This window comes from Pseudorhodoplanes sp. (genome assembly GCF_050250235.1).
Classification (GTDB): domain Bacteria; phylum Pseudomonadota; class Alphaproteobacteria; order Rhizobiales; family Xanthobacteraceae; genus Pseudorhodoplanes.
The window spans coordinates 43,913-67,020 of record NZ_JBFWPA010000023.1 but is presented as its reverse complement, the minus strand read 5'-3'; the positions used below and the strand labels follow the sequence as shown (position 1 = coordinate 67,020).

The 23,108-nt window shown below is 62.1% G+C and carries 19 protein-coding genes; 10 read left to right on the top strand and 9 right to left on the bottom strand.

The window, feature by feature from the left end; genetic code table 11:
- The first annotated feature begins 245 nt into the window (after window positions 1-245).
- The 8 genes from gcvA (at window position 246) to AB7F49_RS12875 (ending at window position 8,515) form a co-directional block, all read left to right on the top strand.
- Window positions 246-1,244, top strand: coding sequence for a transcriptional regulator GcvA (gcvA, locus tag AB7F49_RS12910; RefSeq protein WP_428522907.1), 999 nt, complete (start codon window positions 246-248; stop codon window positions 1,242-1,244).
- A 226-nt stretch (window positions 1,245-1,470) separates the two neighbouring features.
- Window positions 1,471-2,877: an aldehyde dehydrogenase family protein gene (locus AB7F49_RS12905; RefSeq protein ID WP_428522905.1), complete on the top strand. Its 1,407-nt coding sequence runs from the start codon at window positions 1,471-1,473 to the stop codon at window positions 2,875-2,877.
- Window positions 2,878-2,984: 107 nt separating this feature from the next.
- On the top strand, window positions 2,985-4,283 hold the full coding sequence (locus tag AB7F49_RS12900; protein WP_428522903.1) for an ABC transporter substrate-binding protein: 1,299 nt from the start codon (window positions 2,985-2,987) through the stop codon (window positions 4,281-4,283).
- Between the two features lie 61 nt (window positions 4,284-4,344).
- Window positions 4,345-5,238, top strand: a complete 894-nt coding sequence (locus tag AB7F49_RS12895) for a branched-chain amino acid ABC transporter permease (protein WP_428522901.1) — start codon at window positions 4,345-4,347, stop codon at window positions 5,236-5,238.
- Window positions 5,238-6,185 carry a branched-chain amino acid ABC transporter permease gene (locus AB7F49_RS12890; RefSeq protein ID WP_428522899.1) on the top strand — a complete coding sequence of 316 codons (948 nt, stop codon included), beginning with the start codon at window positions 5,238-5,240 and terminating at the stop codon, window positions 6,183-6,185. The genes AB7F49_RS12895 and AB7F49_RS12890 overlap by 1 nt, the downstream gene beginning before the upstream one ends.
- The gene (locus AB7F49_RS12885; RefSeq protein WP_428522897.1) at window positions 6,182-6,961 is read left to right on the top strand and encodes an ABC transporter ATP-binding protein; all 780 of its coding nucleotides are present in this window, start codon (window positions 6,182-6,184) and stop codon (window positions 6,959-6,961) included. Before AB7F49_RS12890 ends, AB7F49_RS12885 begins: the two co-directional genes overlap by 4 nt.
- On the top strand, window positions 6,954-7,595 hold the full coding sequence (locus AB7F49_RS12880; protein WP_428522895.1) for an ABC transporter ATP-binding protein: 642 nt from the start codon (window positions 6,954-6,956) through the stop codon (window positions 7,593-7,595). The genes AB7F49_RS12885 and AB7F49_RS12880 overlap by 8 nt, the downstream gene beginning before the upstream one ends.
- Window positions 7,596-7,597: 2 nt before the next feature.
- Window positions 7,598-8,515, top strand: a complete 918-nt coding sequence (locus tag AB7F49_RS12875; RefSeq protein ID WP_428522893.1) for an MBL fold metallo-hydrolase — start codon at window positions 7,598-7,600, stop codon at window positions 8,513-8,515.
- A 16-nt stretch (window positions 8,516-8,531) separates the two neighbouring features.
- On the opposite strand, the gene AB7F49_RS12870 is transcribed toward AB7F49_RS12875, so the two are convergent.
- From AB7F49_RS12870 to AB7F49_RS12850, 5 genes are all read right to left on the bottom strand, one after another.
- Window positions 8,532-10,097 (bottom strand): hydantoinase B/oxoprolinase family protein, encoded by a 1,566-nt coding sequence (locus AB7F49_RS12870; protein ID WP_428522891.1) that lies wholly within the window; start codon window positions 10,095-10,097, stop codon window positions 8,532-8,534.
- Entirely contained in the window at window positions 10,094-12,163 is a 2,070-nt protein-coding gene (locus tag AB7F49_RS12865) for a hydantoinase/oxoprolinase family protein (protein WP_428522889.1), read from the bottom strand. The genes AB7F49_RS12870 and AB7F49_RS12865 overlap by 4 nt, the downstream gene beginning before the upstream one ends.
- A gap of 1 nt (window position 12,164) precedes the next feature.
- Complete coding sequence (locus tag AB7F49_RS12860) at window positions 12,165-12,959, bottom strand: IclR family transcriptional regulator (protein ID WP_428522887.1); 795 nt, start codon at window positions 12,957-12,959, stop codon at window positions 12,165-12,167.
- Between the two features lie 112 nt (window positions 12,960-13,071).
- A complete protein-coding gene (locus AB7F49_RS12855; protein WP_428522885.1) occupies window positions 13,072-13,731 on the bottom strand; it encodes a glutathione S-transferase family protein in 660 nt (219 codons plus the stop codon).
- Window positions 13,728-14,630: an amidohydrolase family protein gene (locus AB7F49_RS12850; protein ID WP_428522883.1), complete on the bottom strand. Its 903-nt coding sequence runs from the start codon at window positions 14,628-14,630 to the stop codon at window positions 13,728-13,730. Before AB7F49_RS12850 ends, AB7F49_RS12855 begins: the two co-directional genes overlap by 4 nt.
- 365 nt (window positions 14,631-14,995) lie before the next feature.
- Here AB7F49_RS12850 and AB7F49_RS12845 point away from each other — a divergent pair, with 365 nt between their 5' ends.
- Together AB7F49_RS12845 and AB7F49_RS12840 are read left to right on the top strand one after the other, a co-directional pair.
- On the top strand, window positions 14,996-16,153 hold the full coding sequence (locus AB7F49_RS12845) for an ABC transporter substrate-binding protein (protein ID WP_428522881.1): 1,158 nt from the start codon (window positions 14,996-14,998) through the stop codon (window positions 16,151-16,153).
- Between the two features lie 12 nt (window positions 16,154-16,165).
- Window positions 16,166-17,347, top strand: coding sequence for a hypothetical protein (locus AB7F49_RS12840; RefSeq protein ID WP_428522879.1), 1,182 nt, complete (start codon window positions 16,166-16,168; stop codon window positions 17,345-17,347).
- Window positions 17,348-17,518: 171 nt separating this feature from the next.
- On the opposite strand, the gene AB7F49_RS12835 is transcribed toward AB7F49_RS12840, so the two are convergent.
- Genes AB7F49_RS12835 through AB7F49_RS12820 form a run of 4 tightly spaced genes read right to left on the bottom strand, consistent with a single transcriptional unit; the run spans window position 17,519 to window position 22,987 of the window.
- Window positions 17,519-18,133 carry a carboxymuconolactone decarboxylase family protein gene (locus AB7F49_RS12835; protein WP_428522877.1) on the bottom strand — a complete coding sequence of 205 codons (615 nt, stop codon included), beginning with the start codon at window positions 18,131-18,133 and terminating at the stop codon, window positions 17,519-17,521.
- Between the two features lie 16 nt (window positions 18,134-18,149).
- On the bottom strand, window positions 18,150-18,737 hold the full coding sequence (locus AB7F49_RS12830; protein WP_428522875.1) for a carboxymuconolactone decarboxylase family protein: 588 nt from the start codon (window positions 18,735-18,737) through the stop codon (window positions 18,150-18,152).
- Window positions 18,738-18,782: 45 nt separating this feature from the next.
- Window positions 18,783-22,007 (bottom strand): 2Fe-2S iron-sulfur cluster-binding protein, encoded by a 3,225-nt coding sequence (locus AB7F49_RS12825; protein ID WP_428522873.1) that lies wholly within the window; start codon window positions 22,005-22,007, stop codon window positions 18,783-18,785.
- Window positions 22,004-22,987 (bottom strand): Bug family tripartite tricarboxylate transporter substrate binding protein, encoded by a 984-nt coding sequence (locus tag AB7F49_RS12820; RefSeq protein WP_428522871.1) that lies wholly within the window; start codon window positions 22,985-22,987, stop codon window positions 22,004-22,006. Before AB7F49_RS12820 ends, AB7F49_RS12825 begins: the two co-directional genes overlap by 4 nt.
- Window positions 22,988-23,108 lie beyond the last annotated feature (121 nt).

The following is a 23,108-nucleotide window of genomic DNA, read 5'->3' as shown; positions in this document are numbered from 1 at the left end:
GTTTGCGAGTGCCGAACGGAATCGCTGCCCGCGCAGGGGACCGCGCGCGGCTGGACAGGGCTACATTGGAGCGGTTTGCGACAAGCTCACAATCGATTTTTCGTCCGTCCGGTATGAGCAATCCTCATCTGGCAGACCGCTTGTCGCGGCAAGGCAGACATGCCCGCCCAACGGACGTGGGGCGATTGTCCCACCATCCGGAATGACATAAAATTTTGCCCAATGATAAAAAGTGAGGAAACGTCATGAAACGCAGAATTCCGCCGCTGAATCCGCTGCGCGCATTTGAAGCAGCTGCCCGACACCTGAGCTTCACCAAGGCGGCCGACGAACTGAACGTGACGCAGGGCGCTGTCAGCCGCCAGGTCAAGGTGCTGGAAGATTATCTCGGTTTCGGCCTGTTCGAGCGCACCTCCAAAGGACTCGAGCTCAGCCGCAACGGGCGTGCATATGTCGGCTCTCTGTCGCAAGCCTTCGAGCAGATTGCGCGTGCAACGGATGAGGTGGTCAGTTCCCGAAGTCAGAGCATCCTCACGATCCGAGGCTACACGACCTTTCTGGTACGTTGGCTGATACCGCTATTGCCGGAATTCAAGATGAAGCATCCAAACGTCGAAATCCGGCTGGTCTCGGCTGCCGACCCGGTCGATTTCGAGCGAGACAACGTGGACCTCGGTATTCGCTACGGTTTCGGCCAGTGGCGCAACATCGAGAGTGATCTCCTGTTCCTCGATTCGCTGCGGCCAGTCTGCAGCCCGTCGCTGCTCGAACACGTGCGCTTGAAGACACCGAACGATCTTGCCCGATGCACGCTGCTGCATCTCAATCAACGGCGGTCGGACTGGCCGGACTGGCTGGTCGGCGCAGGCTGTGAGTCTCTGATTGCCGAGAACAACCTTTTCCTCGAAGATCTCGGCGTGGTATATCAATGTGCCGTCGCCGGCATGGGCGTTGCCATCGGTCAGCAGGCTTATATCGAGGACGATCTGGCAGCGCGCCGGCTTGTCGTGCCTTTCGAGGTAGTGCTGCGTCGTCCGAAGGGATACTTCCTTGTCTGTCCGAAGGATCGAGCCCATGCGGCGAAGATTCGCATCTTCCGCGACTGGCTGCGTGAACGGCTTGCCAATGATGCGCTCGTGGCGGCACAGCGATCGGATTCGCGGTTTGCGTGCGATTTGATGATGACGGCAGGCAAGCGAACCTCGAACCGCGCCGAGGCGAGCGGCTTTGTTCGAAATCGCTGATATTGCAGTCGTTGCACCGCACGCAGCATGAGTATTTGTGTGCCGTGCGATGACCAATAATCGCTTGTCACGCAACTGGCCACCGATATCCTTTCGAAGGTCCCTTGGCACAAAACGATCTCGACGATGACGTCGAGATGTCGGGGCCTGTTGCGCCGCGGTCCAGCGAGAATCTGCGGACGCGCTGCGATGGTCCGCCATGATGCACGGTCAAACGCGAAGCGAAATGTCGATGTTGATCGGGGGGCGCTGGCGAGAAGCCAGCCGATACTATGATGTGCGGGACCCCTATGGTGGCGATGTCATCGCACGCGCGCCTCTGTCGGACGACGGCGATCTCGATGCGGCTCTCTCAGCCGCGGTGCGAGCCAAGAGCGTCATGGCTGCGATGCCCGGTTATCAGCGCGCAGACTTGCTGCGGCGCGCGGGTACGCTGATTGACGAGCGATCGGCGGCGCTTGCTAACCTCATGGTGCAGGAGACCGGCAAGACAATACGGGATGCGCGCGCCGAGGTGACGCGCTCGAGAGAGACGCTGTTGCTCGCGGCCGAGGAGGCCGTGCGGATCGAAGGGGAGCATGTGCCGCTTGATGCTTCGGCACAGGGGGCAGGCAAGCTCTGTTTCCTGATGCGCTTCCCGGTCGGCGTCATCGCAGCTGTCACCCCATTCAACGCGCCGCTCAATCTCGCATGCCACAAGATCGGACCGGCTCTCGCGGCTGGCAATGCGGTCGTGCTCAAGGCGCCGCCGCAGGCACCGGGAGTCATCTGGGAGCTCAGCCGGATATTTGCTGACGCCGGCGCGCCGGAGGGCTCGTTGAATGTGCTTTATGGCGACCGGATAGGCCCCTCGCTGGTCAAAGACCACCGCGTCGACTTTATCAGCTTTACCGGATCGACGCGGGCCGGAGCCCAGATCAAGGCCGCGTCCGGACTGAAGCGGGTCGCACTTGAACTCGGCGGGACGGGCACCACGATCGTCCACTCCGATGCAGAGGTCGAGAAGGCCGCAATTCTTTGTGCACGCAACGCCATGCGGCTAGCTGGGCAAAGCTGCATCTCGGTGCAGACGGTAATGGTCCACAGAGCGATCCTCGATGACTTTCTCGAGGCGATGCTTGCGGAAGTTGCCAGGCTTCGACTCGGTGACCCCAGCGACGAGGCCACCGATGTGGGGCCGGTGATCGACGAATCCTCCGCGGTCCGGATCGAGTCGTGGGTCGCTGAGGCTGTTCGGTCAGGCGCACGCGTGCTCAGTGGCGGGACACGCGCCGCTGCGATGATTGAGCCGACCGTCCTCATCAACGTCGAGAGCGATATGCGGGTGGTGTCCGAGGAGGTGTTCGGGCCTGTCGCCTCCGTCATGACCTACGACGCTCTGGACGAGGCATACGAAACGATCAGCGGAAGCCGGTATGGATTGCAAACCGGCATCTTCACGCGCTCGCTTGAAACCGCCCTACAGGCCGTTCGCTGCCTACGAACCGGCGGCGTCATAATCAATGGCACGTCGACCTGGCGGACCGACCAGATGCCATATGGCGGAATCAAAAACAGTGGCATGGGCCGCGAGGGCCCAAAGTTCGCGATCCGAGACATGACTGAAGAACGGCTCGTGCTTTTCAATATTTGAAACGGTGCGAGTCGTGAAAGTTGAAGACTCGGCAAAGAACTTGCCAATCGGGGTCGACCGAGGTGGGCTTAAGTGCGACACTTGTGAAACATAAACGGGAGGATGTGATGCAGGTTACCAAGCGAATGCTGTGGCTGTGGACCGGCGTGATGCTCGCCGGCCTGCCCACCGGAGCTTACGCGCAGCAGGCTCCGATCAAGATCGGTGTTCCGGTATTTCTGAGCGGACCTGCCGTAGGTGCCTTTGGCGAGCCGAGCAAGAACGCAGCGACGCTCGTCATCAAGGCGATGAATGCGGGTGAATTGCCGGCGCCCTACAACCAAAAGGGGCTGGCCGGCGTGCCGATCGACATGAAAATCGTCGACGAGGCCGGCAGCACCGCAACCGCGGTCACCGAGTTCAAGAATCTTGTGCAGCGCGACAAAGTAGACGTGGTGGTCGGCTACGTGTCATCGGCCAGCTGCACCGCGATTGCTCCCGTCGCCGAGGAGCTGGAGGTGCTGACGGTGTTCTATGCCTGCGGCGCGTCCCGACTGTTCGACGAGCGCGACTATAAGTACGTGTTCCGCTCTTCGTCATCGCAGACCAGCGACGCTGTTGCGACCGCCCGATACATTGTCAAGCGCTTCCCAGACGTGAAGAGCTTCTCCGGTATCAATCAGAATTACTCGTGGGGGCAGGATAACTGGCGCGATTTCGTGCTCGCCATGAAGGTGCTGGCACCGAAGGTCGCGGTCGACAGGGAATTGATGCCGAAGCTGTTTGCCGGGGAATATGGTGCGGAGATCTCGGCGCTGCTCGCCGCCAATTCACCCATCATCCATTCGAGCTTCTTCGGCGGCGATCTCGAGACCTTCATCCTCCAGGCCACGACGCGCGGGTTGACCAAAAACAGCCGCCTTCTGCTCACGGTCGGCGAACAAATTCTGGCGCGTCAGGGCAAGAATGTGCCGGACGGCACCATCATCGGCGGCCGCGGGCGGCATGGCATGCTCGCATCCGAGAACGTTCTGAACAAATGGTTCCTCGACGCATACGCCAAGGAATTCGGCGGGGCAGTACCAAATTTTCCAGCCTATCACATGTACTCGACATTGCTGGGCCTGAAGGCGGCGTGGGAAAAGGCGGCGGCTGCCAAGGGCGGTGCGCGACCGACGACCGACGAAGTCATCAAGGCGTATACCGGCTTGAGCTTCGAGACCGCCAGCGGCCCGGTAAAGATGGCGCTGGCGAAGGGCCACCAGGGGATCGAGGAAGTTGCGGTCGGCACGTACCGATACAACAAGGAGACGAACAAGCCTGAGCTCTTCAACGTCGAAACCTATCCGGCCGAATGCGTGAACCCGCCGGCGAATATGACGCCGGAGGAGTGGCTCAAGAAGGGAATGCCCGGCGCAAAATGCTGATGAGTGACAGACCCGGGCGGGCGATCCCCGTATCGTCCCGCCCGCTGCGGAGCTTCACGACATGACGGCGTTGGCAATCTTGCTTGACGGTCTGGTCTACGCCGCCTGGCTTTTCATCGTTGCCATCGGACTGACACTGATTTTCGGCGTCATGAAGGTGCTGAACGTCGCGCATGGCGGGCTCTATGCGTTCGGCGCATATTCTGCAGCGACGGCGATCGGCGTCTATTTCGATCGCGGCTGGCCGCTTGCGGGTGGTCTGCTGCTGATGGCGGCGGCTGCGCTCGCGATCGGCTTCGTGATCGGCTTTGTACTCGAGCGCGCACTACTGAAGAATTTTTATGACAAGGATGAGATCATCACCGCACTGGTGACCTATGCGGCTTTCCTGATTCTGGAGGATCTGCTGCTCTTGATCTGGGGCCCGCAGGGGCTGTTTGTGCCGCAGCCCTATCGCGCCATGGGCGTGGTCACCATCGGGGGCTTTCCCATCGCCGTCTACGATTTGATGCTGATCGGGCTTGCGGCATTGCTCGCGGCAGCGACCTGGTACTGCATTCACAAGACCAGATTCGGGCGCATGCTGATCGCCGTGCTCTATGACCGCGAGACCGCGGCAGCCTTCGGTGTCAATGTCAACAAGGTCTATGTCGTCACGTTTCTCATTGGCTCCATGCTGGGTGCGCTTGGCGGAGCTGTCGCGGCGCCGCGCATGTCGCTGTCGGCCGGAATCGGCGTGGAGGTGATTGTCACCGCCTTTGCGGTGATCGCGATCGGCGGCATGAGTTCCATCGGGGGGGCTCTGGCCGGAGCATTGATCGTCGGCTTCGCGCGTGCCTTCGCCGTGCATTTCGCACCGACGCTCGACCTGTTCGTAGTCTATGTCGTGATGGCCATCGTCCTGGTCGTTCGGCCCTATGGCCTGCTCGGCAGTCCGGTGGCAAGGAGAATCTGATGGCGCGCTATTCCTCCGGCATCAGTGCGGCGGTCATTGCCCTGATCGCGCTGTCGGGCGGCTGGCTGCCGCAATGGATATTGCCGGTCCTGACCGTCTCGCTCGGCCATGGCCTTGCCGTGCTCGGAATGCTGGTGCTGTGGCGCTCTGGCCTCGTCTCCTTCGGACAGGCCTTGTACTATGCTTCCGGCGCGTATGCCGTGGCTCTTGTCGCGCGACATTTCGGCGTGCGCGATGCGTTTGTGCTGCTTCTCGCGGGCATGGTCGCGGCGGGTGTGGTGGCCGGATTGGCCGGACTTTTGCTCGCACGTTATCGAGGAATCTTCTTCGCAATGCTCAGCCTCGCGCTGTCCATGATTCTCTATGGCGTGCTTGCCAATTCCCAGGCGCTCGGCACTTCGGATGGAATGTTCGTGCCGCGCGCAACCTTCCTCGGTTTCAGCCCCCGAGGCGCCGACTATACGTGGGCCTTGTTTGCGCTGGTCTTGGGCCTGGTGTGGCTCTCGGCCACGGCGGTCGAATACTACAACACGACCGTGGCCGGTGCGCTCGCGACGCCGATGATCGACAATGAGCTGCGGATCGAATTCCTGGGCGTTTCGGTCAACAGGTTCGTACAGCTTCAGGTTCTGATCGCCGGGGTCCTTACCGGGGCGGGCGGGGTGATTGTCGCCCTGAGCGTCGCTCATGTAGACCCTAACATGGCATTCTGGACTACGTCGGGGGGGTTCGTCTTCGTTGCGATCCTCGCCGGCACCGCCTCGGTTTGGGGTGCGTTTCTTGGGGCCATTGCCTATGAGGGTGTTCGCACCTTTGCGGTCGCCACTGTTCCCGGCACCTGGCAATTGATTCTCGGCTGCGCGCTCCTGCTCACGATCATGTTCGTTCCCCAGGGAATCGGCGGCCTGATCTTTCGGCATCGACGCGCCTTAGGGGCGAAGCAGTGACGACGATTTTGTCCGCGCGCGACCTGGAAAAGTCGTTCGGGTCCTTTGTCGCAGCCTTCGGTATTTCCTGCGACGTCCAGCAGGGCGAGATTGTCGGGATCATCGGTGCAAATGGTGCTGGTAAGACCACGTTTGTGAACATGGTCACGGGTCATCTGGTGCCCACCCAGGGCAGGATTGAATTCAACGGACGCGATATTACCGGCATGGCATCGCGCAAGATCACTCAGCTCGGAATGGGACGCTCGTTCCAGATTGCACAGGTGTTTGCCACGCTCACTGCGCTCGAGAACATGTGCGTCGCGACCGCAATCGCCCGTAATAACACCTACATGCCGACCTTGCTCAGTCGCAGGATGATGGCGCCCGAGACGGTGAGCGCCTCACGCAGGACCCTCGAGCAGTTCGGGATTGCCCAATACGCGGACCTGCCGGCCAACACCCTGTCCCAGGGTGTGCGAAAGATTCTCGACGTCGCGATGGCCGCGGCACGCGATCCGGTTCTGATCATGCTGGACGAACCGACCAGCGGAGTTTCCCGCGAGGAGCGGCACGACCTGATGGATCATATCATGATCGCTCTACGTCAGCGCGGCGTGACCATCCTGTTCGTCGAGCATGACATGGAGATAGTGGCGTCCTATGCACAGCGTGTGCTCGCCTTCATCGACGGAACCGTCATCGCCGACGGCACGCCCGACATCGTGTTTGCGCGCGAAGACGTGCGGACTCGTATTACCGGCCATGTAGCCGCGGGCGAGGCGGCGCATGCTTGAGGTCAGGGATTTCAGCGTGTCGATCGGAGCAATCCAGATCGTCAATCATGCCAGTCTGTCGCTGGCGGAAGGCGAATTCTGCGGGCTCATTGGCACGAATGGCGCCGGCAAGACCACGCTGATGCGCGGTTTGATGGGCGCCTTGCCCGGCAAGGGATCGGTCAAACTGGATTTCAGGGACCTTCTTGCCGCGGCACCTCACGATCGCGTCGCCTTCGGCATCGGCTATATGCCCGAAGATCGCAAGCTCGTGCCGGACCTGACGGTGGAAGAGAACATTTTGCTGCCAGCCTGGACCGCGGCGCTTCCGAATGCGACCGAGCGCCTGCAATGGGTGCTCGGCTTCATGCCGGAAATCGCCGACATGAGGAAGCGCAACGCCACCGAGTTATCCGGCGGGCAGCAGAAGCTTGCTGCGCTCGCACGTGCGCTGATGGCAGGGCGGCGCTTGCTCCTGCTCGACGAGCCGTTCGAAGGTCTGGCACCGGCGCTGGTGCGGCGGCTCGGCGAGGTGCTTGCAAATCTCAAGCGCGAGGGTGTTTCCGTGCTGATCGCCGAGTCTTATGCCGACCGGGTTGTCGACCTGCTCGACCGGCGATTCCTAATCGAGCGCGGCTCGGTACAGGACGGCTGATCATGAGCAGGTTTTCTCGCTGGCAGGTCGGGAGCGTCGTCATCACGCGTATCATCGAGGCCGAAGGTCTGCGCGCTCCGGAATATATGTTCCGGGGGCTAACGCCTGAAGTCGTGCAGCAGGAGGATTGGCTCAAGCCCGACTTCGCGACGCAGGAGGGGCAGCTTATCTCCTCAATCCATGCCTTTGTCATCGATGACGGCAGGCAGCGCATCGTGGTCGACACCTGCGTGGGAAACGACAAGGCGCGGCGAATGCCGCGCTGGAACATGTTGCAGACGGCGTTCCTGAGTGATCTCGCCGAGGCCGGCTATCCGGCGGCGAGTATCGATATCGTACTCTGTACGCATCTGCATGTTGATCACGTCGGCTGGAATACCAGGCTTGACGGTGGGCGCTGGGTGCCGACGTTCCCGAACGCGCGCTACATGTTTGGCCGCACCGAATGGGAGCACTGGTCCCGCGGCCCTGATCCGGCCCTAACCGGGGACGCGCCGCCCGAGGTTGCACAGAATGTAATGGAGGCTGGCGCCGTTTATGAGGATTCGGTGCGGCCGATCATTGAAGCCGGACTGCATGACCTTGTGGAATCCGATCATCGACTGTCAGATGAAATATGGCTCCAGCCGTCGCCGGGTCATTCGCCCGGCCATGTCAGCGTGCGGATATCATCGAGGGGCGAGGAGGCGGTGATCACGGGCGATCTGATTCATCATCCCATTCAATGCGCTTTGCCGCAACTGCCGAGCAATTTCGACTGGAATGTCGCACTGGCTCAAAAGACACGGATCGATTTCCTGAAGCGCGTTGCCGACAAGAGCATCCTCGTGCTCGGCACCCATTTCGCGACGCCGACCGCAGGATGGGTGCAGGCCAATGGTGAAGCCTGGCATTTCCGGACGCATCCTCGAGACTCGTAGGAACATCAGGAAACTGCTATTCGTCAGCGATAGCGCCGTATCCGCCGCCGCCGGGCGTCTCGAATTGCACAACATCGTCGGGCTTCATCAGCCTCTTGCCGGCGCTCTTGGTCGATATCCCGTTGATCAGGAACTGGCCGGGTGCGCCAGGTCGGCCGCCGTCAATTCCCTCCGCGCCGCCGTCAAGCCGGGTGGTCATCGCGCTCATGAGCCACGGATGTTCGGTGAGCAGGCGGAACTGCACCGACTGTCCGTCGCCGCCGCGCGAGCGGCCCGCGCCGCCGGAATTGGGCCGCAGCCGTTTGAAATCGAACACGATCGGCATTGACGCTTCCAGGGTCTCCACCGGAATAGCACCGACGCCGGTCGGATAGCATGTAACGCTCGGGCCGGGCTTGTGCTCGCGCGCGCCCATGCCGCCGGAGAAAAAGAACATCGACGACGTGAAGCTCTCGCCGCTGGCCTGCTTGCCTTGGATCTGTACGGTCCAGATGGCGCCTGACCCTTCCGCCAGCACGCGACCCGGCACGACCGAGTGCAGCGCCTTCAGGATCGGCATCGGTACATACATGCCGACCAGATGCCGGCCGGTGACAGGAGCCGGATAAGTGCAATTGACGATCGAGCCTTCTGGCGCCGTGACCCTAATGGGCGCCAGACTTCCGGAGTTGTTCGGCAACTCCGGATTGAGGCAGGATCGAACTGCGAAAGTGGTATAGGCATGCGCGAAATTCAACACGCAATTGATCCCTTGCGTCGATTGCAGCGAGGAGCCGGCAAAATCTACCAAGATTTCACCGGCTCGCGTGTCGATGTTCACCGCTGCTTTAAGCACGATGCTCTCGCCGCTCGGCGTATCGAAACGTGATTCGCCGTGGAACGTGCCGGCTTTCAGGCTGCGAATAGCGTTGCGTGTCGCCTCCTCCGAGCGGCGCAGAATCTCATCCGATATGCCTTCGATGTCGTCGAGGCGATGGCGCCGGCACAGTCGCTGCAGCAAGTCGGCGACGGAATGCCCGGCCGCGAGTTGTGCCGACAGATCGCCAGCGACAGCTTTCGGCGTTCGCACATTGGCCTCGATCATACGGAAAAGCGTCTGGTTGAGCTTGCCGCGTTCATAAAGCTTCAGCGGCGGAATCCACAGTCCTTCCTCGTGTGCGTCGCGCGCGCCGGTTCCGAGTCCCGATCCGCCGATATCGGTGTAGTGGATGGTCGATCCGAAAAAGCCGGTCAGTTCTCGCCCGAAGAACAACGGCGTCAACATCGTGATGTCGAACAGATGTCCCGCCGACAGCCATGGATCGTTGGTCACGATGACGTCGCCCGGGTCTAGCGAGCCGCGGAACATTTCGGCAAGGGAGGTGGCGGCGTTGGCAAGGCAATTGATATGTCCGGGCGTGCCGGTATCTGCCTGCGCCACCATGCGGCCGCGGCGGTCGAACAGAGCGCAGGCGAGGTCGCCGGCCTCGCGCACGATCGGGCTGAAGGCTGTCCGCTGAAGCGCTCGCGCGCGCTCCGATACGATGCCGATCAGGTTTGCCCAGAGAATCTCAAGCTCGACCGCGTCGGCATACGGCATCATGAACGCTCCGTCGATATCACGATGCAACCGAACCGGTCGATCGTCGCCCACCAGCCGGGCGGTACGATGGTTGTCGTTTCGCGCTCTTCGATGATGGCAGGACCTGGCATGACCTGACCCAGCGCCAGGGTGTCGCGGCTGAAGACGTCAGCCTCTACGGCATCGCCGAAGGCGTTGACCTCGCGCCGGCCGCGCCTTGGCCCGGCAACCAGGGGGAGAGACTCGCCGATCGGGGTGTGATCCAGCCTCGTGCGCGCGGACAGCCGCCACGTGACGACTTCTATCCCAACATTGGACGGATTGTTTCCGTAGAGTGCGAGATAGGCCTGCTCGAAGAGGCGTTGCAGCCGCCCATGGTCACCTGCGCGATCGGGATCGAAGTCGAGCGCGACGGTGACTTCATATTGCTGCCCGTGATAGCGAAGATCGGCTTCGTAGTGCAGTTCGATGGTCTCGTTCCTTCCACTGGCCTCTTCGAGTGCGCCGAGCGCTTCCTCGCGCATCTCTCGAAACACCGCGCTCACCCTGTCCCAGTCGATATGGTTGATGCTTGCGATATAGCTTCGCATCAGATCGAGCCTGGCGGGCGTCACAAGCGTGCCTACCGCTGACAGTACGCTGGATTTCGGCGGCACGATCACGGTGGCGCAGCTGAGCAACTCGGCGACGGCGCAGGCATGTATCGCGCCTGCACCACCGAACGCGAAGAGAGGCAGGTTGCGATAATCGACGCCTCGGTCGGTAGCATGGGTTCGGACGGAAGACGCCATTGTCTCATTGACGATGCGGAAGATGCCGCGCGCAGCCTGAATCATTGGCAGTTCGAGTTTTGCCGCGATCCTTCCGATCGCTTGCTCGGCGGCATTCCGGTCCAGAATCATCTCGCCGCCGAGGAAATTGTTGGCATCGAGCAGGCCAAGCACGAGGTTTGCATCGGTGACGGTGGGCGATGTCCCGCCGCGCGAATAGCACGCCGGACCTGGCACCGATCCCGCGCTCTCGGGCCCGACTTTCAGCAAGCCCAGCGCGTCAAGATGCGCGATACTGCCGCCACCCGCCCCGATTTCGATCAGATCGATAGAGGGAACCGCAATGGGCATGCCGCTGCCCTGCTTGAAGCGGTAGCGTCGATCGACCTCGAACTCACCGGTGACCAGCGGAATGCCGTTCTCGATCAGGGATGCCTTTGCAGTCGTCCCGCCCATGTCGAATGCGATCAGCCGCTCGATGACGATACGCTCGCCGTAATAGGCGGCTGCGAGCGCGCCGGCTGCGGGGCCGCTTTCGATCATTCGAACCGGACTGCGTCCGGCACGATCGGAGCCGACCACCCCGCCCGAACTGAGCATGATCAGTGGCGATTGTGAAAACCCGTCCGCACGCAGCCGTTCGCTCAATCGATCGAGATAGGGGCGGGCGATCGGCATGGTGTAGGCATTGACGGCGGTGGTCGATGTGCGCGGATATTCCCGGATCACGGGCGCCACATCGAACGAGGTGCATATGAAGGCGTCTGGCATCTCGCGCGCCAGCAGATCGGCTGCCAGCCGCTCATTGGCCGGATTGGCGAAGCTGTTCAGGAAGCAGATCGCAACCGCGGAAACGCCCCGTGCATGCAGCACACGGGCGATCTGCCGGATTTCGCCGATATCGGGAACCGCCATGATCCGGCCATCGGCGAGGGTGCGCTCCGTCACGCCGTAGGTGTGATCCCGCGGGACCAGCGGCTCAGCAAACTCGATCTGGGTATCGTAGACGTCGTAACGGTTCTCGTTGCGGATCAGCAGAGTGTCGCAGAACCCTTCGGTCACCAACAGGGCGGTCGGCCGGCCCTTGCGCTCGATCAGGGAATTTGTGACGACCGTCGTGGCATGAACGATGAGGCCGTCGATATCGGCAGGCCGCAACGAAGCCTTTTGCAGGACGCTTCTGACGCCGCGCATGAAGCCTTCGATAAGATCGTGCGGCGTGGTCAGTGTCTTGTCGATGATCATGCGGCCGTCGGGCAGGCGCAATACGATATCGGTGAAGGTGCCGCCGATGTCGACCGCTACTGAACAGGACATGTCACGATCCGCTTTGCAGTCGTCGCGACACGCGCTTTGCGGCGGCGACCACGGCTTCGATCAATGCGCGCTTGGGCGTGGGCTCGATGAACTGAATCGAGCCGGTGATGCCGAGCGATGCGACCAGTTCGGCGCGATGATTGAAGACCGGCGCCGCGATCGTGTTTATTCCGATGATGGTCTCGTTTGGCGCCGTTGCCCATCCTCGCTTCTTTACCTGCGCGACCTCGCGTTCGAGAGTCGTCGTCTCGACGATTGTGTTGGAGGTCCATGGTTTCAGCGGCGCGGACAGTACGCGCGCGCGTTCGTCTTCGGGCCCGAAGGCGAGCCAGACCTTTCCAAGTGCGCTCGCATGGGTCCCGAGGCGCGTGCCCGGACGCGTGCCGAACTCGACGACCGAATGGCCCTGCACGATGTCGAGCACCACAAGTTCGTGGTCGACGAGGGCCGCGACACTGGCGGTTTGTCCGGTGGACTTGCCGAGCTCAGTGAGTTCGTCCCGCGCAAGCGGAACCACGTCGAATGAACGCCGTGACGCCTCGCCGAGTACCAGGAGCTTCACGCCGGGCTGGTAGCTGCCCCTCTCCGCGCAGCGCCGGGCAAAGCCATGTCGCACCAGGGTCTGCAGATGGCGATAAACGGTCGCCTTCGAGGCCGACAAGGTACCTGCGATCTTGCCGAGCGGCGCGGGCCGCTCTTCGCGCACCAGAAATTCAACGATGCGCAAACCGAGGTCCAAGGTGGAGGTGCCCGGACTTGCGGTGTCACGCGCGCTTGCAACCGTCTGTTCCGTCACGACCGCCATTTCGAATAATGAAACGCCATTTTGATATCGGCAATGCTTGAACTCGTGAGGCTCAGAGTCAAGCTGCGATGCAGCAACGCTGCCAGCGGTTTGCCGGTCGATGTCAGCGATGCAAACGGCCGGGTGATTGCGGCGTCTCGCCGGGCTGGGTGCGCGTCATCGAAGGACGTTGCGAGAAGCGCTCGTGCCAGGCGGCCAGCACCGGGCGCCCATTTCGCCAGTGATCCGCCTCATAGCGGAAGTCCATATAGGAGCATGCGATCGCGATCGAGATATGGCGCATGTCGACCGCGCTTTCTCGGAAAGCCGGCAAGGATTTCTCGACCTCATCCAGGCAGCGAGCGATGCGGGCGCGCTGCTTGCCGATGAAATCCTCAGAGCGCTCCGGCGGATGACGCAATGTCTCGGCGCGGCGGAGGATCATCGCCTCGATCGCGCCATCGGCTATCGCGAGTACCCGGAGCATCTCCCAGTGCGGCTTGCCGGAAAGCGGGAACAGCCGTGGCGTTTCCAGCAGCGAGTCGAGGTAGCTGCAGATCCAGTTCGCCTCCGGCAACGCGATGCCATCTTCGGTCACGAGCGTGGGAATGCGGCCAACCGGATTGGCCGCGATGAATTGCGGATCGAAATCGACCGTCTGAGTCGCCCATTCGTGGGGCCAGTAAGTTGGGTGAACCTCAAGCCGGTGATCAAGGTCGCATTCGATCGCCGCGACCATGACTTTGCGCACGAAGGGCGAAGCGGGCGTCCAGAACAATTTCACTCGGTACCTCCTGATTTTCCCGCTTCGAAACCGTATAGCGCTGCCGGATTATGAACCAGGATCCGAGTCCGTGTCGTCGGGTCCGGAACCCAGTCGGCCAGAAGATTCAGCAGGTCGCCGTCGTTGGGCATCGGAATGGAGCACAGGGTATGCGGCCAATCCGTCCCCCACAGCATCCGCTCCGGATCCGCTTCGACCAGCGCCCGCGCCAGGCGCTTCACATCCGCCCGGAAGTCGGTATCGCCCGCGAGGCGATACGACCCGGAGAGTTTGACCCATGTGTTGCCGCGTTCGACGAGTTCGATCAATGCGCGAAAGCCCGGATCGTCCGGGCCTTTGTGCGCGGCCATATGCCCGAAATGATCCATCACCAGCGGAACGCCAAGGTCGTCAAATTCGGTCAGGTTCGCGCCGAAATGCGAGACGTCGAGAAGCAATTCCAGACACCATCCAAGCGGCGCAAGCTTCCCAGCCAGTTTCGCAGCGGCGCCGATATTGGCGGCATTCCCGCCACCATAGATCATGTTCAGCCGGATGCCGCGGACGCCCCGGTCATGCAAGCGCTGCAAATCCTCCTCGCTGCAATCCTCCTCGACTCCGGCAATAGCGTAGCCCTGTATGCCTTCAGCGCGCGCGTCCCGTAGCGCGTTGAGCATGACCGTGTTGTCGGTTCCATGCATGCTCGGCTGGACCAAAATGATGCGCTGAAGGCCGAGCATGCGCACCACATGCAGATAGTCGGGAAGCAGCGCGTCGGGCGGCGTGTAGGCCCGGTCGTGCACGAACGGGTGCAGGTGGCTTGGTCCGATGACATGGGCATGACAGTCGCATGCGCCCGGCGCGATCGGAAAGGTTGCAGGTCGCGGATGCGGGTCGGGACGAGGACAATCAAGATTCATGCGTCTGACGGGAGCTTGAGCCAGGTCGACACCTGCGACTACCTGTAGCAGTGCGTGGTCGCACTGCAAAGCAGGCACTCTTACGTCCCATCTGCGGCCAGTACTCTTTCGCATGAGAATTTGTACGGAAACCGATGATGATAAATCGATTGCGGGTTTGCTCCATTGGCGTTGCATTTCAGCGGCAGAAATCGAAGCGTTCCCACCGCGAGGCGTTTGGCGATCCGGTACGAATGGAGTGAGGCTTCTAGAAGCCTGACGACGGTTACGAAAGCAGGCCGAACGGCAGGTTGCAACATGAACCGGAAGCCTGTCCGCATGCGATCGCGCACGGAACGGAAACAATAAATCTTGGGAGGTGACGGATGCGACGGATGCTACTGGGTATCGCCACCGCGGCGATGGCTGCCGGATCGGCGCTAGCTCAAGATGGGTATGTCATCGGCGCGACCGCCGGGTTGACGGGCCCCACTGCATCGACATTCGCTCCGGTTATCGAGGGCATCCGGATATATTTTGATCGGGTCAACGCGAGTGGCGGCATCAACGGCAAGCCGGTCAAGTTCGTCATTCTCGACGATCAGGGCGAGGCGCTGAAGGCGGGCACCAATGTCCGGCGCCTGCTGACGCAGGAGAACGTGTCCCTGATCATCCATTCCGGCCTGTCGTCGACCTTCGCGCCGACCCTGGCCGAAGCGCAGCGCGCCGGGGTGCCGGTGCTTTTCGTCGGTTCTGCCTGTCCGAAGGAAGTGCATCCGCCAGCCGCGGCCGGCCAGTTCTGCACGACCGCCTTCGCATCGAATTACGACAGCCGCGGCGCACTGAGCTTCATCAAGGAAACGGCAAAGGAGCCGGTGCGCATCGGCTTCGCCGCCGCCATCATACCGCTTTCGCGTGCGGAAATTGAGTTCGCCGAGAAACATGCCGAGAGCCTCGGCATGACCCCGGTCGGCAAGGAACTCATTCCGCCGGCCACGGCCGACTACACCTCCTTCGCGACCAAGCTGAAGGACGCGAACCCGACATGGGTCTACTCATGGGCGCCCTGGATCATGCAGACTCGCCTTTTTGAATCCTTGCGACGCCTTGGATGGACCGGCAGCTATATCGCCTGGGCCCATCAAGAAGCGGAAACCGAACTCAAGCGCCTGAAGGATCCGAATTTCTATGTGATCGGAACAAACACGCTGTTTCAGGAGCAGTTGCCTGTCCACAAGGAAATCGAGGAATCAGTCGCAAAGGTGGGTAGCCGTTATCCGGCCAACCAGATGAGCGATGGCTGGATCGGAGCGCTGGTGATCGAGGCCGCGCTCAAACAGGCCGGCTGGCCGGTTTCGCCCGCCAAGATTCAGGCGGCGCTTGAAAACATCAAGGTGGACCTCAAGGGAATGCGCGGCGCGCCCATCGAATGGAACAAGGCCAATCACTTCCGGCTGCGCCAAGCCTACCGCGTCTACAAGTGGGACGAAAAGACCGGCAGGATCGTAACCGTGACGGACAAGATCGGCTATGACATCAAGTGAAGCGGCTGAAACATGTTCGTAGCAACCAAAGATACGCCGCTCGCCACCACGATCACCGGCTCGCTGCCGCGCCCGCACTGGTTTTCTGAGAACCTGAACGGGCGCAGCTTTCTCACCGCATTCAACGGTGATGCTACCTATCGCGAGCAATATAGCGATGCGATCGGCGCCCTGATAGGCGACCAGTGCCGCGCGGGGCTTGATCTGGTCACCGACGGCGAGATGCGGTTCGACAACGACATCGGCGGACGTTCCTGGTTCGGCTATGCCTTCGACCGCATGGAAGGCCTGAGTTCGCGCGAGCGCGGCGTCCCGAACCCGGGCGGTCAGCGACGGCCCGATTTCGTCAGACGCGCCGAGAATTCGGGCGATATCATGAGCGAGTTCATCAGCACGGTGCGACCGCCTCAGGTGGTCGGGCCGATCGGGCCCGGCACGCTGCAATACGATGCCGTTTGGAAAGTGGCGCAACGCCTGACCCACAAGCCGGTCAAGGTGGGAAGCTGCTGCGGGCAGATGCTTGATCGCTATGTGATCGGCGGCTATTACAAGGATCGTCTCGAGCAGCTCTTCGCGTTTTCGGCGGCGTTGAACGCCGAGCATCACCGCCTCGCCGATGCCGGCTGCGCAGTTATCCAGCTCGAGGAGCCCTGCCTGCACGGCAGCGGCGGCGTGATGGGCGAGGTGTCCTTCGACGATTACATCGATGCCTTCAACCGCGAGGTCGCCGGGCTGCGCGACAAGACCGAGGTCTGGTGTCACACCTGCTGGGGGAATCCGTTTGCCCAGAGGCTGGGGCAGCGTCCGTCCTACAAGCCCACCTTGTCATACCTTGGTCGCCTTGACGTCGATGTCATCACGATCGAGGCGGTCGAGAACGAAGGCGCAGAGATAGCCGACGTCGCGAGCGTGCTGGGCAACGAAAAAAAGCTCTGCATCGGTGTCGTCAATCATCGCACGCTCCAGATCGAGCTGCCGGAAGACATCGCGGCCTTGATCCGCAAGGCGTTGAAGTCGGTGCCGCCGGAGCGATTGCTGCTCAGCTCCGATTGCGGATTCGGCCGCGAGGGCATGAGCCGCACGCATGCCTTCTACAAGATGATCGCGATCGTGCGCGGGGCAAACATCGTGCGGCGCGAGCTTGGACTGCCCGAGGCAGAGATCGCAGCCAGCGAGCCAAAATACGCCTTGTGATTTGGCTGCTCCGTTGATGGCGGCTGCCATGATGCCTGATGAGCGGTATCGTCGCGGCCATTCTCTCCGGGGGCGCAATCCCGATCGCAGCGAAAGGCCGTGTCTGCCCTCCGTGCGCGCCGCGCTGACGCCGCAAGAGCCACCACCGGAAGACGCGGCACCGTGCGCGTGTCAGCGCCGATGCTTGCCGGCGTCCCAGCCCTGCGCAGCGAGATGGGTTTCGCCGAAATGCAGCGGCGCGTCTTCGAGCGGCGTCGCGAATGTGTCGTTCCAGCGGTTCAGAAACCCGAACATCGCGATCACGGCAACGATTTCCACCACCTGTTCATCGCTCCAGTGCTTTCGCAATTCCAGGAACATTTCGTCAGAAACCGCATTCGGCACGCAGCCGGCGGCGACAGCGACATCGAGCGCCGCGCGTTCGGCCGGCGTGAACAGCGGGCTGGTCTGATAACTCCAGATTTGGTCGAGCTTGTCCTGTTCGACGCCGAGCTTGGCCGCGCCCTCCGCGGTATGCGCCATGCAATAGCGGCAGCCGGCCGAGCGGCTGGCGACATGCGAAATCAGCCGCTTCAGCTTCAGGTCGACCTTGCTGTCCGGGGTCCAGATTGCCGCGGACATCTGGGCGAAGGCGCGCGTCAGATTGGGATCGCGCTGCATGATCAGCATGGAATTCGGCACGAAGCCCATGCGCTTGTGGGTGGCATCGAACTGGGCTTTCAGGTCCGGCGTGGTTTCGGGCGGCAGCGGCGCAAGGCGCGGTGCGGGCAGGGTGCGTTGATCCATGGCGTTGTTCCTCGGTTCAATATTCGACCCGATCCGGATCGGTCGAGCGGGGATGCTTCCGGCGCTGCTCGTGCGGAGCGCCGGCATGCTTGCCCAATTCCCAGCCGATTGTCTTTAGGCTTGACTCGGCCCAGTCGACCGATTCCTGGTCGGTCACGGTCGCAATGGAGTTGTTCCAGCGATTGTACCAGCCGGCCAGGCTGATGACCGCGAGCATCTCGACGATCTGGCGGTCGGAGTAATGCTTGCGCAATTCGGCAATATGCTGAGGCACGACTTCGTTCGGCACCAGAGCCGCATCTCGCGCCAGACGCAGGGCCGCCCGTTCCGCTGCACTGAACTCCGCCGATTGTTCGAAGGTCCAGATGTCCCGAATCCGATCCTCGCCGACGCCCATCATGTGAAGCGTGTAGGCACCGTGCGCCTGGCAGTGCTGACAACCGCCGGCGATGCTGGCCATTGTGAAAATCTCGCTGCGGATCTGCCGGCTCAGATTGTTCTCGGCGACCATCACCCGTTCGACCAGGGTCTGGAACGTCTCCATCAATTCCGGCCAGCAGAAAATCTCCAGATTCTGTCTGTTCTCATATCTATCATCCGACATATCGATGGTCTCCGTCCGCGACATGATTACGAAATTTGCCGCCGCCTAGAGGTCGACTTCGATCTCGCTGCCGGCTTGTGCGCCCCGCGAGCAGCACAGGATCATCCTCTGCTCACGTTCCTTCTTGCTCAGGACGTGATCGCGATGTTCGACCTCACCGGACAGGACCTTGACCGCGCAGACGCCGCAGATCCCGTCGGAGCATTTCGTATCCACGACGATACCCATCTCCGCCAGTACGTCGGTCGCCCGTTTGTCGGCGGGAATCTCGATCTGCTTGCCGCTGCGTGCCAGCTTCAGCGTGAACGGCTCGTTCACATAATCTGGCGGCTCCGGCACGGTGAAATATTCGCGGTGCAGGGCCTCTTCCGGCCACCCCTTGGCATCGGCGGTTGCGTAGAGCCCGTCCATGTAGCGCGGCGATCCGCATGTGTAGAGATGAAACCCGTCCTGATAGCGGGGCAGCAATTGGTCGAAATCGGCACGAGCGCCTTGGTCTTTCATGTGCAGTCGCACGCGATTGTGCCAAGGCACCTGCGACAGGTCCGACATGAACGCGGCCGACGGACGGCTGCGAGCACTGTAATGCAGTTCGAAATCGCGCCCCAAGTCGTGCAGCCGATGTGCCATGGTGAGCATCGGCGTGATGCCGATGCCGCCTGCAAACAGGAACGACTTTGTCGCGCCTTCTTCCAGAGGGAAGTGGTTGCGCGGCGGCGAGATGAAAACGCGACGGCCCTCGCGGAACGCGCGCAGCATCAGCATGGAGCCGCCGCGGCCCTGCGGCTCGCGCTGAACGCCGAGCACATATTTGGAATTGTCGGCGGGGTTGCCGGCCAGGCTGTACTGCCGCAGATATTCCGGCGCGATCACCACGTCCACATGCGCGCCCGCGTCGAATTTCGGCAGTTCGCCGCCATTGGCCGCGACGAACTCGAAGCGGGCGACGTCCTCGGCCATGTCCTCGCGGCGCTTCAGGATCACCGGAAAGACCGGCGGCGGTCCGTCAGGCATCTTGAATTGCGGCACCAGACCGGCCGTTTCGCCGCGCACGAGCCTTGCCTTGTGTTCGTCAGGCGACAACATTGAACGGTAGCGCTCGATCCCCGCCTCGCGGTTGACCGGGAACGGCACGGGAAACGGCGGCGGCATCACATCGGCCGGGTACACCGCTAATGTCTGATCCTCGTATTTGAGGTCGAGTTCGCGGTTGAGCCCGCGCGCATGGGTCGCCTTGGCGCGCTTGTGCTGCCCGGTGGCGCGATCCAGATCGATATCCCACCACCATTTCTTGACCGGATTGATGCCGCCGCGACCGAGCTTGTCGTCGAGCCAGGCGATCCAGCGCGCGGCTTGCGGAAAGCGCATCGCCACCCAGCGGAACGCCGCTTCCGAAAACAGCCCTTCCAGATTCCACGGACAGGTCTTCATGCAGCGCCCGCACATCGCGCCGCCCTGATTGGTGATGCGGTAGCGCGCGCATTTTTCCGCGTCCGACTTCCAGATCTCGTAGCCGTTATACATCAGCTTCGGTCCGGCGGTGATGGCGCCGGACGGACATTCGCGCGCGCATTTGTTGCAATTGTTGCAGAAGGTCTGCAATCCGAAATCGAGCGGCCTGTCGTAGCTGAATGGCAGGTCGGTGGTGACGATGCCTGATTTGAGCCGCGGTCCGAGATAGGGATTGAGGATCACCTCGCCGATGCGCGAGACCTCGCCGAGACCCGACAGCAGCAGCAGCGGCGGCTGCAGCACGTCGCCATCCAGCACAGTATGCACGCGCGCCGAATAGCCCAGCCTGCGGATCTGCTCGGCGATCACTCCACCCAGAAGCGAGAAGCGCAGATAGGCGCGCATACTTTGCGCGACGGAAAACCAGTCGTCGCCGCTGGCGCCCTCGAAGGTCTCGTGCCCCTGGTCGTAGAGCATGGACACCGCATTCTTGTGATACGGCTTCATCACGTTGCCGGCAGCGTCGTGGCTGTAATAGGCCCATTCCGGACAGCGTGAGAGCCCGATGGCGTCGGTCGCCATGTAGTAGGACGCCGCCTTCACGTTCGCGGCGTTGCGCTTTGGGTCGGCGACCGACGCAGAGACCGGCCCGCGCGCCTCGCCGAATTGCAGCAGCAGCAGCGCGCCGAGCGCGCGGCGGGCGCAGGCGCCGATGGCGGATTTCTGCACATAGAAGCCGCCCTTGGCGTTGTTCTGCATCTCCTTGCCCATGTCGCCGAATACGGCGCGGGCGAAAAAGTCGGCGCGTTTGGGGAAGCGCGGGACACGCGGCTCGTCGATGAAGGTCGTGGTTTCGTCGCGCCGCTTCAGCTTCTCGAACGGATAGGCGCCGAGATGGAACGGGCGGTTGCGATAAGGGACGCGGTTGAAGGCATTCTTCACGGTGCCCTTGCCGAGCCACCATGCAGGCCCGTGGCTGTGGAGCCGGTCGGCGAAACGCGGCGCGGCGAGCGGCAGGTCGGGTGCCAGTGCCAGCGTTGTCGTCACCGCCGCGAGGCCGAAGCGGCGTCCGACATAGGGGTTTTCGATCGCGTCGCCATCTGCGGTGACATGCGCAAGCCCCGCCGCGACCGCGAGCCTGTTCAGATCGACGTCGCTGCTCGTCACCGTATGCGCGCGCGCTTCATAGCCGAGCAGGCGGATATAGCTCGACAGCAGGATCGCGGTGTTGGCGGCGAGCAGGCCGGCGCGCTGCGCCTGGCTGTCCATGAACCATTCGGTACCGGGTTCGGAGGGCGCCGGATCGCGGGTATATTCGACCAGGAAGACCAGCGCATGGGTGTGATGCGGGATCGGCCCCAGCGTCTTGCGCGCGGAGTCCAGCACGTCGGCATAGATCACATCGATGCCAGCGGCGAAGCTCTTGGGCTGACCTTTTTCCAGCTCGGCCACCAGAACCGGCAGGCTCGGATTGCGGATCGGCGTTTTCAGAAGGGCCGCTTCCGGCAATGCGGCGACGCCAACCATGGTGGCGTCGTAATAATAGCCGGCCGCCTTCAGATGGTCGGAGCGCTGCTGCGGGTCGTCAGGAATCTCCGCGGGGATCGGCGTCACCGCGCCGTCCCGCACCACGTCGAACATGCCGATATAGCGCGTCATCGCGTTGACGAGCGATTCCGGATTGTCCGGGTCGTCGAACGAGACCGGCGCCATCCTCGGAACTGTGGCGAGGTCGGGCGGCGCCGATGACCGGCGCAGCCGCTCCAAAGGGTAGGGTCCGAAATGGACCGGGCGGTTCTTGTATGAGAACAGCTTCATGGTTGTGGTTTGAATCCAGATGCCTTGACTGCCGGCGCCCAGCGCGCGCTATCCGCATCGCGGAAAGCGGCCAGTTCTTCCGGGCTCGACGTTCGCGGGACGATGTTCAGTTTCAGGATCTTCTCTTTGGTCGCCGGATCCGACAGGCCATCGACGATGATCCTGTTGAGCCGCTTCACCGTCTCGGGCGGGGTCTTGGCGGGCGCGTAGACCGCATACCACCCCTGGCCCTGGGCGTTGATGCCGGCCTCCTTCATCGTAGGCACGTCAGGCAGGAGCGGCGACCGTGCGTCGCCCGATGTCGCGAGCACCCGCGCCTTGCCGCCGCGATGCAGTTCCAGCGCATCGCCAAGTGGAATTACGGCGATAGGAATCTGCCCGCCAAGGAGGTCGGCCATGACCGCTCCAGAGCCGCGATAGCTGACATGCTTGAGGTCAAGACCGGTATCGGTCGCGACCATGACCCCGAGGAAGTGCCCGAGCCCGCCGGCGCCGGGCGAACCGTAATTCGCCTGTGACGGGTTGGCCTTCGCCCAGGCAATCAATTCCTTGACGGTCTTGATGTCGTTCTTCGAGGAGACCGCGAGGGCGACATCGAAGGTTGCCGCGAGCGAGACCGGCGTCAGATCACGCACCGGATCGTATTCGAGGTTGGGGTAGGAGTGTGGATAGATCGCGACCGGCGGATTGGGCACAAACAGCAACGTCGCTCCGTCGGGCTCCGCCGCCACCACGGCTTTGACGCCGATCCGGCCGGCAGCGCCCGTGCGGTTTTCGACGATCACCGGCACTGACAGCCCCGCATTGAGTTTCTCGGCCACGATCCGGGCCAGGGTGTCGCCTCCGCTTCCGGCGGCGAATGGGTAAATCAAGCGAACCGTATTCTGGTTTTGCGCGAGCGCGCCCGGCGCGGCTGTCGCCCCCAGCAACACCGCCGCGCCCTTCAAAACCGATCGACGATTCCAACGTCCGACCTGCATTGCATCCTCCCAGATGAGTCGTTTTCGCCTTTTTGGCGGTTAGGCGAATAGTGACTTCACAGGGTGATCGAGAGGAAGCAGAATAGACCGGTGGTCCGCACAATGGACCAAAACGCGGAAC